This window comes from Rheinheimera texasensis DSM 17496 (assembly GCF_000711985.1).
GTDB lineage: Bacteria > Pseudomonadota > Gammaproteobacteria > Enterobacterales > Alteromonadaceae > Pararheinheimera > Pararheinheimera texasensis.
Genome location: NZ_JONU01000007.1, coordinates 497513 through 510364, shown reverse-complemented (window position 1 = coordinate 510364; position 12852 = coordinate 497513). Strand labels below are relative to the sequence as shown.

Below are 12852 nucleotides of genomic sequence, written 5' to 3'. Positions count from 1 at the left end.
CAGCTATTCCTCTTCCGACTGGTCGATCTCCGCGGAGTGCTCGACAGGGACTTCTAATGTTATTTTGTGCTTAAGTTCATAGCGCCGAAGACTATCGATGGTTGCAGCATTGAGAAGTGAACCCTTGGGTAATAACAGCAGTTTCTTATTGTTGTATAGATTATGTTGTAAACGCATGCCCGGCAGCAGCTCTGCGACACTTAAGCCTGAATAAGTTTGTTCAGAGCCGATGCGCATACCGGTATGAACTAATGTAGACAGCGCAATTACAATCTCCGGGTCATACCAGGTCCCTTGCTGGCGCCTTATTTGTTCAAGGGCCTGGTCGTAACTGTGGCTTTGCTGGCTCAGACGCTGAAAGACAAACATCCAGAAATCTCTGGCGACAGCCAGCACGCGAGCATTGATATTAATGTCGGTGCCGACTTTATGCGACGGTTCCCCGCTGCCGTTAAAACGTTCATATTGTTGCGAAATGGCTTCGCGGACTGGCGCCAGATGCAATGCAGGGGCGAGGATATCCTCGGCATATTGCGGGTGTTGCAGATACTGAGATTTTTCCAGCGACGACAATTTATAAAAAGGCGTCGCTTTTACCGTATTGGGCAGACCGATTTTGCCAAGCTCGCAAAACAGACCGGCCTGGCGCAGCGTCTGACGCTGTTGCCTTTCTAATCCCATTTGCCGGCCCAAAGCCAGACAAGTTTGGCTGACATTTAATGCGAACTCGCCGGATAGTGCCGGATCGTTACTGATGATGTTGTACAGGACTTCGAGAGTCGCTTTATGATCGGTCTCGAGTTGCTGTACCAGGCTTTTGAGCTGTGAGAGCGTCTTTTTCAGTTGCGCAGTCCGGTGTTGTACCATTTCTTCCAGATTGTGGTTCAGTACTTTCAGTTCCTGATTTTGTTTAGCAACTTGCGCAGTCAGCTGTTTATTCGCCCTGATCAGCCGGAACATCTCCAGCCCTTCTTCGACCAGCGTCAACAATTCCTGGTTGTTCCAGGGCTTTTGTACATAACGGTGGATTTTTCCAAGATTAATCGCCTGAACAGTGGACGCAAGGTCAGCATAGCCGGTCATCAGAATGCGGTAACAATCCGGTTGTTGCTGAGCCGCCTGTGCTAAAAACTCAGCTCCGGTCATTTCGGGCATGCGCATGTCGCAAATAATGACCTGCACGCGCATTTGCTGCATCAATTCAAGCGCCTGACGGCCACTACCAGCCAACTCGAGATGGATAGGTTGGCCAATAAATAACCGTTGCAAAGACTTCAGGATGCCGGGCTCATCATCGACACACAACAACACCGGAAGCGCTTGTATAGAATCAGTAGCCATATGCAGTCCTGAAATATCTCATTTGTCGCATTTGTCTTTAATAGACAATTTATGCTATACCATGCAGAAGTCAAGTTGCCCACACAGGAAAGCCCGATGAAAACTTTGAAGCCCGGTGAAATTGCCGCTTATTGTGATGTGCATCACCGTACTGTCAGCCGGTGGATCGCCAACGGTCAGCTGAAGGGCCACAAGTTACCGGGACGGGGTAATTATCGGGTGCTGCTCGATGACTTTATCCGCTTTTTACAACAGCAACAGATGCCGATGCCGCAGGACTTGATCGATACCAGCCAGTCCGTGCAGACGCCCGTGCCACATGCCATGCTGTCGGCGCGCATTCTGGTGATTGATGACGAAATGGCTTACCGCAATGCTATTCGTCGTGTGCTGTTCGGTGCCGGTTACCAGTTAGATTTTGCCGCTGATGGATTTCAGGCCGGCGTCAAGATCAGTACCGGCAAGCCTGATTTGGTCACGCTCGATTTATCGATGCCGGGCCTCGATGGTTTTGAAGTGCTGAGTTTTATCCGTCAACAGCCTGAACTGGCGGCGGTGCGGATTCTGGTGATCTCTGGCCTTGGGCCAGACGAGTTGGCCAAAGCACGAGCTTTAGGGGCTGATGCTACGTTACCTAAGCCTTTTGACAACGAGCAGTTATTACAGCTGGTGCAGCAACTGCTGCGCACTGGAGCGGATAATGCCGAATAAAATCCTGTTAGTTGACGATGAAGTATCCATTCTCAAAGCGCTGGAACGTTTGCTGATACGCTCGGGTTATCGGGTATTTACCGCAGCCAGCGGAGCTGAGGCGCTGCAGGTGTTACAGCAGAATAATTGCCAGGTGGTGATCTCGGACTACCGCATGCCGGAGATGACCGGCGCTGAATTATTGGCCAGAGTGAAGCGATTGTATCCGGAATCTGTTTGTCTGGTCCTCAGCGGGTTTTCTGATTTCCAGTCAGTGCTGCAATTGCTCAATTCCGGAACCGCGTTCCGTTTTTTGCAAAAACCCTGGGAAGATGACCACCTGCTGGCGGAAATTGCGGCGGCGTTTCAGCTGTACCGCCATCAGCGTAGCGAGCGGGTGCGGAATCAGTTACTGATCGCCGGCAACGGTGCTTTGCTGGAACTGAGCCCGGAAGCCGTGATCCTGCGCAGCAACGGTGCCGCGCAACAGTTGTTAGGGCAAACTGCGGGTGGTCTCAGCGGCACTTTGTTCGAACAATGGTTCCATTTAAACGATAACCAGCAACAGGCCTTTTTACAGGATATACATGGTTCGATGGATGTGCAGACCCGAAGTGGTGAAACGTTTGAACTGCATGTGCAATATCAGGACGCCGAAGCCACTTTGGTCGGTTTCAAACGGCTGCAGCAGCAGGACGGTCCTGCTGCTATTTATACTTCCGGCCTCATGGATCAGCATGCCGTGTTGCAAAAACTGGATTCATTGTTAGCGCAGCAGCGGCCTTTTGCTGTGGCAGCAGTGCGCTTAAAGAACTTCAGTGACTGGGCGGATATGCTGGGTTTTGCCGAAGCCGGCCAGCTGTTTGAAACCATTTGCCAAATTCTAATGCAAGCCTGTCGGCCCTATGGCTCGCTGGCTTATCTGGCCAATGAGTTGTTTATTCTGACCTTACCGGATGCTCCGGACGAAGTCACAGTGCACCGACAACTGACCGATTTGTTGCACAAAGTCCGCACACAACTGGAGCATCAGGCGACGGCGCTGCGGCCACAGTTTACAGTCAGTTACTGTATGGCGCCGGAGGATGGCGACAGTGCAAAAGGGCTGCTCAATAACGTGTTAACCAGTAACCGCATCCATCTGCACAGCCCTCATGCCTTTTTTATGCGTTTTTCCGCCGGTGTCGCAGATAAAAAACGCCAACAATTGCGTATCAGTGATGCGTTATATAGTGCGGTAGAGCGCGAACAATTTGAATTGTATTATCAAGCCAAACTGGATTTGCACAGCAATATGATCGACAGCTGCGAGGCGTTGCTGCGCTGGCGGCATCCGGAACTCGGTATGGTGTCACCGGCATTGTTCATTCCGATCGCCGAGCACGATGGCCAGATCATTGAAATTGGCCTGTGGGTGATGCGTCAGGCTTGTCTCAGTGCGGTACGCTGGCGCGAACAGCAGCAGCCGCTGGCACGTATGGCGGTGAATATTTCCGGGGCTCAGCTGGCGCAGGCTGATTTTATCGCCCAGGTGCAGCGGATATTCGCTGAAACCGGTGTCGACCCGTCGATGCTGGAGCTGGAACTGACCGAATCCTGGATGATGCAGGACTTGACCCAAAGCGCACAGGCGCTACAGGCGCTGAAAGCGCTGGGTGTACGTATTGCCATCGACGATTTCGGTACTGGTTATTCCTCATTGGCCTATTTATCCCGTCTGCCTGTTGATGTGTTGAAAATTGACCGGTCGCTGATCCAGGATCTGGAAGCCAATATCAATACCCAAAGCCTGGTCAGCAATATTTGCCGGATGGCGCACGCGCTTCAGGTTGAAGTGGTGGTGGAGGGGGTTGAAACCGCTGAGCAACTGCAGCTGTTGCGCGATATGGGCTGCGACCTGGCACAGGGCTATCTGGTGGCACGGCCTGTGGCCGAGACGGAGTTTCTGCAGAAGCTCAGAGCGCCGGGCCAGATAACAGGAGCAGACTAATGGCTGATAAACCCGTGGTATTGTTTATCGATGATGACAGTTTCATGCTCAAGGCGCTGCTGCGGGCAGCGCTGCGGCTCAGGCCAGACTGGCAGTATTATCTTTGTGAAGACGCGCAGCACTGGCCCAGTACTCTGCCATCAGGCGTGGTGCCGGATTTAGTCATCAGTGATTTCCTGATGCCAGACATCAATGGCGACATGGTGCTTTCGCAAGTGATGGCTGTGTACCCGCAGTCGGTGCGGGTGCTGATGACCGGCGATACCACAGAGGAAGTGGTCAGCAGCGTCAGCGTGCAAGCGCATTTTGTGTTGGGTAAGCCGTTCAGTGAGCATGACCTGCAGGATTTATGCAGTTGTATTGACCGCCTGCGCATGTTGCATCTACCGGATGATTTACGTCGCAAACTCGGGACGGGGGATAATTTACCGGTGTTGCCGGCCGTGATCCGGCAATTGCGACAGGCTTTGACGGCAGCAGAACCAGATTTGACTCAGATTGTTGATTTGATTGCCCACGAGCCGGTGATCGCAGCAAGGCTGATGCAGCTGGCCAATTCGGCGTTTCTCGGCTACAGCCGCTCGACGCATTCCTTATCGGAAGCCCTGATGCGGCTTGGGCTGCGTCTGGTTGAAGCCATCGTGACTCTTATGGCGGTGGAGCAGTCTGCCGGTAGTCAGCAACAGGGCAGCGAACACCGGCAGCTCAGTGAACGCGCGTTCCGTCTGGCAGCTACCGTGCGGCAACTGGCGCAGGCCACGTTATTGCCGGCTGAACAACAAGATTTACTCTATGTGTCGGCGTTATTAAGTGCGCTTGGGCCACTGAGCAAATTACAGTTGCACGCCGGTGGCGGTCCTGTAGTGCCCGCAACCATCAACGGTATAGCCAGCGATAGCGTGATGACGGTGTATCTGCTGACTTTGTGGGGGTATCCGGCTGAATTATGTGAGCTGGAACTGTTGATAAGCAGTCAGGGCCAAACGCCTGATCCAGCTGATTTACGTCCTTTTATTTTGTTTATTGCGCGGCAATATCTGCTGCAGTGCAGCCGGGACTACCTGCTGCAGATGGCAAAACTGGTGGCCCATCCCGGTTTGCAGCAGGCACTGCAGCAATTACCGCTATTAAATGGTCACAGCGCAGTTTAAAAATCACTGCGACTGTGCCGCTCCGGCAGTTGTAGTGCTTCCGGCCCCCAGTTGCGGTTGACCCGCAGGCCTCGCGCCACGGCAGGACGTGCTGCGATGCGCGCTGCCCAGGCTTGCAGCTGCGGGTATTCATGCACCGAGAGAAATTCTGCTGCGTTATACAGTTGCCCTAATACCAGCTGGCCGTACCAGGGCCAGATGGCGATATCAGCGATGCTGTAGCTATCACCTGCAATAAAGGGCTGTTGTGCCAGTTGCCGTTCTAACACATCAAGCTGGCGTTTGGTTTCCATCGCATAACGGTTGATCGGATACTCGAATTTTTCCGGGGCATAGACATAAAAATGGCCAAAACCGCCGCCAACAAAAGGCGCGCTGCCCATTTGCCAGAACAGCCAGTTCAGAATCTCTGTGCGCTCAGCGCTGGAGTTACCGAGCAACACGCCAAATTTCTCTGCCAGATAAAGCAAAATTGAGCCGGACTCAAACAAGCGGGTCGGCGGATTGGTGCTGTGATCCAGCAGCGCCGGAATTTTACTGTTTGGGTTTATCGCGACAAAATCACTGCCAAACTGCGCGCCGCTGCGGATATCAATCAACCAGGCATCGTAATCAGCGGCGTCAAAGCCAAGCTCCAGCAATTCTTCCAATAAAACCGTTACTTTGATGCCATTTGGCGTTGCCAGCGAATATAGCTGCAGCGCATGTTGGCCACGCGGCAAGGTGGTTTGACTGCGGGCGCCGGCGGTGGGTCTGTTAATAGCGGCAAAAGCGCCGCCATTTTCACTGTCAAATTGCCAGACTTTGGGTGGAATGTATGAAGAGGTGGTCATGGGAATACTCCGGTGCTAACAGGACTGCCTTAACAGGCTGAGCTTAACAGGGCACAGACCCGGCGCAAAGCCGGGCCTGACGCTGCCCGCTGTTTTTAAAGGTCTCAGGCTTTCCAGGCAAATTCCTGCAGACCCAGTTCGCTTAAGATTTTATCCAGATGGGCTTTGGCAGCCGGCGTCGGCCCCGGATAATCACCGCCAATAGCGGTATTGCCGACATAACCGATATCTTTGGTGCCTTCCGGTGTGGCAAAAAACGCCGCAACCACTAAGCCGCGCAGCAGGGCAAAGGCTTTGGTCATGCGCCGGAACTGTGGTTTGGTGTCCGCGTTATCAAAAGCGATGTCGTCGATAATGGCGAGCTGTTGCGGTCGCTTTAAGCCGGTAAAACGGCTGCCAAACCGCATCGTCGCTTCATCATCGAGCCAGGCAAGGGCAGATAACACTGTCACCCGGTCTTGTTGCTGGCGCGGATAAGGTGCGCTGACCCATTCATCCAGCACAGTTGGCACGCCGACTTCACTGGCCGATGGCACTGCACCTTCCCGTGGCACCAGAATATCCGCGACCAACGCCAGCAAACCAAGTTGCGCCGGTGTCAGCGTTAAAGGCCAGGGCGATTCTGGCGGCAAAATCAGGTTTGGATCTGTGCCGTAGCCCGGCCCTGTTAACGGCGCGAGCTTTAAATCCGGCCAGTGTTCTTCAGTCAGGGCGCCAGTAAGCGCTGTAGTTGGCGCGGCGGTTTTCGTTGCAGGTGGCGCGGTATCACAGCCACTTAACGCCGGTAACATGCTGCTGGCGGCGAGTGCTGCCATCAGTTTTAGTGACTGACGGCGCGTCATATTGGTTTGATAGGTTTGCAATGCTTCGCCTTGCTCAGGTTTGTGGCTCATTTACAGGGCTCCTTGCTTCAGCTGCGTCGACAACCAGGACGAGTTTCGCATCGCCAGCGTCATAATCGTCAGGGTGCAGTTTTTATGCGGGTTGGATGCAAACACACCGCCGTCCATCACAAACAAGTTCGGGCAGTCCCAGCTCTGGCCCCATTGATTGGTCACAGAGTCGGTTTTCGACGCGCCCATCCGGGTGGTGCCAACTTCGTGAATGATCTGCCCACCTTTTAAAATGGCTTGTTCTGGTGTCGGCAACTCGCCAACTTCTGCACCCATCAACGTCAGAATGTCTTTGGCGGTTTTCAGGCCATGCGCAATTTGCTTCAGCTCGTGCTCGGACCATTTCCAGTGAAAACGTGCCACCGGAATGCCCCATTTATCTTTCACCTCCGGGTCGATATCCATATAACATTCCGGGTTTGGCAACATTTCACCGCGCAGGGCGAAAGACACATAAGCGCCATACTTGTGTTTGACCTGTTGTTTTAACTCTTTGCCATAGCCTTGCAGACTGGTGTCGATATTGGCACCGGGTTCGCCAAATCGACCACCCAGTTCGAAGTGATAACCACGTGGGAAATCGAGTTTTTTCTCCGCCTGCGCCTGATGGCCCCACCAGGGAATGAATAAATGGTTGGCGGTGTGACCGTCTTCGTTATAAATCGGCCGGCCTTGTAATGCCGGTACTAAAGCACCGATATTGGCACCGGTGGAATCCATCAGATTTTTACCGACCTGACCGCTGGAGTTGGCGAGGCCTTGCGGATACTTGTCGGTTTTAGAGTTCAGCAACAAACGGGCGGACTCACAGGCGCTGGCGGCTAAAATCACCACTTTGGCCGTGACGCTGTGCTCAGCGCCGGTCTTTTTGTCGATATAACTGACACCTGTGACCTGACCTTTGTCATCGGTCGTGACTGATTTCACCATTGCATCGGTACGCACTTCCAGCAGGCCTGTGGCTTTTGCCATCGGCAGCAGGGATGTAGTGGTCTGAAAGGCGGCACCAATTGAACAGCCATGGCCGCACGGCGTGGCGTAGAAACAGGCGGCCCGGTTGTCAAGCGGCCGGGTTAATACGGCACGATGCATCGGTACGACCGGGATGCCGAGTTTTTTGGCAGCGGCTGCAACCAAAAGCTCTGGCACCCGTGGTTGTGGTGGCGGTTGTAACACGCCATCGGGTGAGGGCGGCATATCATCCAGACCAGTGTTGGTGCCGCAAACCCCGACTAAGGCTTCGGTTTTATCGTACCAGGGCGCGATGTCTTTGTATTCAAAAGGCCAGTCCGCACCGAGGCCATCGCGGCTTTTGCCTTTAAAATCATGTTCACTGAAGCGCAGTGCATAGCGGCCCCAATGATTGGTGCGCCCGCCGAGCATCCGCGCACGCCACCACATAAATTCGCTACCTTGCGCACTGGTGTAAGGCTCATTCGGTACTTGCCAGCCGCCGTCGATGGTCGCGTCATAAAAACCGAAGTCCTTGTCCGGCGTCGCTGCGCCCATTAACGGGGCGTCACCATTGAGTTTAAACATCGGAGTTTCTTTTTTCGGGTCGTAATCGCGGCCGGCTTCCAACAGTAGTACTTTATGGCCATTGCGGGTCAGTTCATAGGCGGCCATAGCGCCGCCGGCGCCAGAGCCGACAATCAGCACTTCCGGCATGTCAATCTGCGCAGTCGTCATCATTTCAGCTCTTTAATTTTGATGTTTTTGAACCAGACCACATCGCCGTGATCCTGTAAGCCGATATGACCAGTGGATTGCGCGGCAAAACCCGGCCAACTGGCAAATTTACTTTTGGCAAGCAGCTGCTGCCAGTTGGCACTGCCAATTTCGACTGCTGCGGTTTGGATGCCGTTTTGCCAGATGGTCAGCTGCTTTTGCTGCAGACGAATACGCACCTGATTCCATTCACCGGCCTTTTTATGTGACTGCGGCGGGGATGCGATCATATCGTACAATGAGCCTGATCTGTGGTTGGCCAATTTGTTATCAGAATGCCGTTCGTTGTCGAGAATTTGAATTTCCGGTGCATGGGCATAGATAGTGTTACCGGTTTCATCAACCAGCACAAAAATACCACTATTACCGCCTTCGGCGATTTTCCACTCCAGTTGCAGTTCAAAATCAGCGTACTGAGCTTTGGTCAGAATATCGCCGCCGCCTTTGCCGGTCAGCTTCATCGCGCCCTGGTCAATCTGCCATTTGTCGCTTAAACCGGTTTGTTTGAAATTTCGCCACTGCGCCATGCTACTGCCATCGAACAGCAACTGCCAGCCGTCGGCTTGCTCTTGCTCGGTTAATTGATTGTCGGCGGCCAGCGCACTGAATGAAAGTGCGCCGGATAGCAATAAAACCGCCAGTTTTTTTGCTGAAGTCAAAGTCTGTCTCCTTGTTGATTTGTAGCGAAACAGCCGTTTTTACTGCTGCATTCGCGACTGTTATCACGCGACACCCATCAGGTGTTTTGGCCAGACAATATGAGAACGGTCTGGCTGCGTTGTTATTTTGTGCACTATAAAAGCAATGGCGGGGCTCTGGATGCAAGTAAAAAATTACATTTTTGAGGTAAAAAACCTCGCAGCACCGACAAAAGGCGCTCAACGCAAAGATTTGCGCAATTAAAAATGAAACCGATTACATAAAATGCTGGAAATTTACCCCGGCGAGGTTCAGTCTGATGGACAAAAACAGGAGGTTCAGATGTACAGTTTTGTTTGGTCTCAAGCAGAAGTTATCGGGGCGATGATGCGCTCTGATCGCAATAAGGGCAATCGGGGCAATCAGCTGCATTCATTGCTGAGTTGGTTGTTCATCCTGAGTGCATTGGCCATGACCAGTCTGGCCGCTCAGGCACGGCCTCAGGACCAAAATGCAGCCGCGGGTGTGCAAGTGCACCGCGATATTGTTTATGCCACACCCGCCGGCCAGGCTTTGGCGCTGGATATTTATCAGCCGGTGCGTCAGGGTATTGCCGGCCCAATGCCGGTGTTAGTGATTTTCCACGGCGGAGGCTGGCTGATTAATAACAAAAGCATCATGCAGCAAATGGCAGGGTATGTGGCGACCCATGCCGATATCGTCGTCGTGAACGTCGATTACCGTCTATTAAGTGCCAACCACAATACCACCCGGCTGTATCAAATCGTTGAAGATGCGCTGGGTGCAACTTTATGGGTACAGCACAATATTGCGCGGTATCAGGGCGATCCGGCGCGGCTGGCGGTCACCGGGGACAGTGCCGGCGGCCATTTAGCTGCGATGGTGCTGCTCGGCGGGCAACATTTGTCGTCGAAAAGTTTTGCCAGTCGCAATCCTGGTTTTAACCCAAGTTATCTGCCGGCCGGCACTACAGCAGAAAGCATTCTGGCGGCCGGTGGCATCAAGGTGCAGGCCGCCGTGTTAAGTTATGCGGTATTTGATTTACAGGCGCGGGCATTTGCCGAGTTTGAAACCGCTAAAAATGGCTTCTGGGCCATGGGCAAGGCGAGTGCGCGTGGATTCTTTGGCGCCGGCATCAGCGTCAACTCTCATCCGGAGTTGTATCGGGCTTTGTCACCTCAGTTTCTGATCCCACAGGCGCGGCACCGGCAACTGCCGCCGCAATTTGTTCATGTCGGCAGTCTCGATGACCTGACGACTCCGGACAGTGCCCGGCAATACGTAACAGCGCTGCAACAAGCCGGACAGCCAGCCCGGCTAAAGGTTTATCCGGGCTTAAAGCACGCATACCTCGACAACGGCTGTAACAGTTATTTTAACCAGTGTTTTGAGCGGGACGCTGTTGGGCCGCTCAATGATATGATCAGCTTTCTGACTGAAACACTGGGGCCAAAGCCGCAGTAATCAGCGGGGGGCCGACCTTGGCCTTTTTGCAAACCTGTTGTCGAACTATCAGACTTCAGTAAAGCTGAGCGTCACAGTGACGAGGTTCTGCTGTTGGCTGATGTGCAGGCTGGCCTGATGCAGGCTGACGATCTGTTTCACTATTGACAGACCCAGACCGGCACCGTCGATTTGCTGATGGCCCGGGCTGCGGTAAAACCGGTCGGTCAGCCTTTGTTTGTCCGGTTGCAGCACCAGGTCACTGTCATTCTCAAATACGCATCTGATCTGCTGATGTGAGCGACTGGCCCTGATCCTTACACAGGAGTCAGCCGGCGCATATTTGCTGGCGTTGTCGAGCAGATTGCGCCAGACCACCCGCAGCAGACTGTAGTCCCCCTGAACACTAAGCGTTGGGGAAATGTCGAGCTGCCAATCTACTTTATCCAGCTGCGCTGGTGGCAGCTGCGCCAAAGTTTCTTCAGTCAGTTGTACTAAGTTAATCGGGCTTAGCTGATGCAAATGCTGGCGGTCGACCCGGGCCAGCGCCATCAGCTGGCTGACCAGATGGCTCATCCGCATTGAGCTGCTGATTATGGCATCGACCGCTTTTTGCCGGTCAGCGTCATTGTCAGCCAGACTAATATTCTGTGCATGCAAACGCAGAATCGCCAGTGGTGTGCGTAGTTCATGCGAGGCATCGGCGATAAAGCGTTTTTCCTGTGCCAGATGCTGGCTGATGTTGTCGAGCAGCGTATTAATTGCGCTTTGAACCGGTGCAATTTCAGCGGGTAAGCGAATATCCAGAGGCTGTAACGCGGTTGGGCTGCTGTGCTGCAATTGCTGCCTGAGCGCATCGACCGGCGTAAACATATGCTGTACCAACAAATAAATCAGCACAGATAACAGTAACATCGTTACCAGCACCTGACCAATCTGACCGCTGACCAGATACCAGCTGAGCTCATCGCGCACGGCAATATGCTGGCCGGCTTGCAGCCACAGCTGACTGGTTTCGTCAAACAGGCTGAAGCTGATCCATTGCTGATCCGGATCTGTGCGTTCAAAATAGCCGGTTTGCAACGGTGCCAGCGCCGTGTTGCTGGTGTTGGCTGAGCTTAATAACAGCCGGCCATCCCGGCTTCGTACCTGAAAGCCAATCTGGCTTTCGTATTTATGGCCTTCGCGCAGGCGTTCCAGTGCCGAAGGCACTTCCATCAGCTGTTGTTCAAGGACAGGCACCGCGACTATCAGCGGGCTGAGGCGGTCGGGCAGGCCGGGGTCGTTTTCGACCAACCGGGCCAGCAACCGGCTGGTTTGCGCCAGCTGGGCGTCAAACACTTCATCAATTTCGTGCAACGAGCGGTAATAATCGACCACTGACGCAATGACAAGCACCAGCAGGATCACCAAATTCACCCCCAGGACAATGCGGGTCTTGATCGAGTCAATCATGCTGGCTCACCAACATATAACCGACACCCCGCACGGTTTTGACAAAGCTGCTGCCAAACTTTTTGCGCAGGTTATGGATATGCACCTCGGTGGCGTTACTGTCGATATCGCCATCCCAGCCGTAACACAGCTCTTCCAACAGCTGGCGGGAGCGGATCTTATCCGGGTGCTGCATAAACTCTCTTAACAGGATGTATTCGCGGTTGGTTAACGTCACGTCGCGTCCGGCAAACTGGCAGCGTTGATTGACCAGATTCAGCCGGATGCCGGCGACGTTGAGTTCGTCGTCGGTTCTGTCCTGATGACGCCGTGCCAGCACCCGTAACCGCACCTCAAGCTCACGCAGGTCAAAAGGTTTACACAGGTAATCGTCGGCACCGGCGTTCAGGGCCTGCAGCTTGATATCGATATCGTCGAGTGCGGTCAGCACCAGAATGGGTACTGTCTGGCCGGCGCGACGCAGTTGTTCAATCAATGGCAGCGACGAGCCATCAGAAAGGCCTAGGTCCAGCACCACAGCGCCAAATTCACTGGTTTTTAGTGCTGAGACTAACTCAGCGCCGCGCGTGCAATGCTCGGTCTGATAATGCAGGCGCTGCAACGCCGTGCGGATGCCATCGGCCAGTAACAGATCATCTTCGACCAGCAATATCCGCATGTCGCGCTCC

General features: G+C 53.7%; 11 protein-coding genes. 4 read left to right on the top strand and 7 right to left on the bottom strand.

Going from position 1 to position 12852, the window contains the following annotated elements; translation table 11 throughout:
- Positions 1–3: 3 nt before the first annotated feature.
- On the bottom strand, positions 4–1341 hold the full coding sequence (nosR, locus tag Q399_RS0102330) for a response regulator c-di-GMP phosphodiesterase, NosR family (RefSeq protein WP_051685678.1): 1338 nt from the start codon (positions 1339–1341) through the stop codon (positions 4–6).
- A 96-nt stretch (positions 1342–1437) separates the two neighbouring features.
- On the opposite strand from nosR, the gene Q399_RS0102325 reads away from it, so the two are divergent.
- Genes Q399_RS0102325 through Q399_RS0102315 form a run of 3 tightly spaced genes read left to right on the top strand, consistent with a single transcriptional unit; the run spans position 1438 to position 5172 of the window.
- Complete coding sequence (locus Q399_RS0102325; protein WP_031565070.1) at positions 1438–2052, top strand: response regulator; 615 nt, start codon at positions 1438–1440, stop codon at positions 2050–2052.
- Positions 2042–4021 (top strand): EAL domain-containing response regulator, encoded by a 1980-nt coding sequence (locus Q399_RS0102320; protein WP_031565068.1) that lies wholly within the window; start codon positions 2042–2044, stop codon positions 4019–4021. The genes Q399_RS0102325 and Q399_RS0102320 overlap by 11 nt, the downstream gene beginning before the upstream one ends.
- A complete protein-coding gene (locus tag Q399_RS0102315) occupies positions 4021–5172 on the top strand; it encodes an HDOD domain-containing protein (RefSeq protein WP_031565065.1) in 1152 nt (383 codons plus the stop codon). The genes Q399_RS0102320 and Q399_RS0102315 overlap by 1 nt, the downstream gene beginning before the upstream one ends.
- Here Q399_RS0102315 and yghU read toward each other — a convergent pair.
- The 4 genes from yghU to Q399_RS0102295 form a co-directional block, all read right to left on the bottom strand.
- Positions 5169–6005 (bottom strand): glutathione-dependent disulfide-bond oxidoreductase, encoded by an 837-nt coding sequence (gene yghU / locus Q399_RS0102310; protein WP_031565063.1) that lies wholly within the window; start codon positions 6003–6005, stop codon positions 5169–5171. The two genes, Q399_RS0102315 and yghU, sit on opposite strands and share 4 nt — an antisense overlap.
- 104 nt (positions 6006–6109) lie before the next feature.
- Positions 6110–6898, bottom strand: coding sequence for a gluconate 2-dehydrogenase subunit 3 family protein (locus tag Q399_RS0102305; RefSeq protein ID WP_031565060.1), 789 nt, complete (start codon positions 6896–6898; stop codon positions 6110–6112).
- Positions 6899–8590: a GMC family oxidoreductase gene (locus Q399_RS0102300; protein WP_245612806.1), complete on the bottom strand. Its 1692-nt coding sequence runs from the start codon at positions 8588–8590 to the stop codon at positions 6899–6901.
- Positions 8587–9285, bottom strand: coding sequence for a 3-keto-disaccharide hydrolase (locus Q399_RS0102295; protein WP_031565057.1), 699 nt, complete (start codon positions 9283–9285; stop codon positions 8587–8589). The genes Q399_RS0102300 and Q399_RS0102295 overlap by 4 nt, the downstream gene beginning before the upstream one ends.
- Before the next feature lie 322 nt (positions 9286–9607).
- Here Q399_RS0102295 and Q399_RS0102285 point away from each other — a divergent pair, with 322 nt between their 5' ends.
- A complete protein-coding gene (locus tag Q399_RS0102285; RefSeq protein WP_211253150.1) occupies positions 9608–10750 on the top strand; it encodes an alpha/beta hydrolase in 1143 nt (380 codons plus the stop codon).
- Positions 10751–10798: 48 nt separating this feature from the next.
- Here Q399_RS0102285 and Q399_RS0102280 read toward each other — a convergent pair whose 3' ends face one another.
- Both Q399_RS0102280 and Q399_RS0102275 read right to left on the bottom strand, forming a co-directional pair.
- Positions 10799–12184 carry a histidine kinase dimerization/phospho-acceptor domain-containing protein gene (locus Q399_RS0102280; RefSeq protein ID WP_037045485.1) on the bottom strand — a complete coding sequence of 462 codons (1386 nt, stop codon included), beginning with the start codon at positions 12182–12184 and terminating at the stop codon, positions 10799–10801.
- A complete protein-coding gene (locus tag Q399_RS0102275) occupies positions 12177–12842 on the bottom strand; it encodes a response regulator (protein ID WP_031565049.1) in 666 nt (221 codons plus the stop codon). Before Q399_RS0102275 ends, Q399_RS0102280 begins: the two co-directional genes overlap by 8 nt.
- Between the last annotated feature and the right edge of the window lie 10 nt (positions 12843–12852).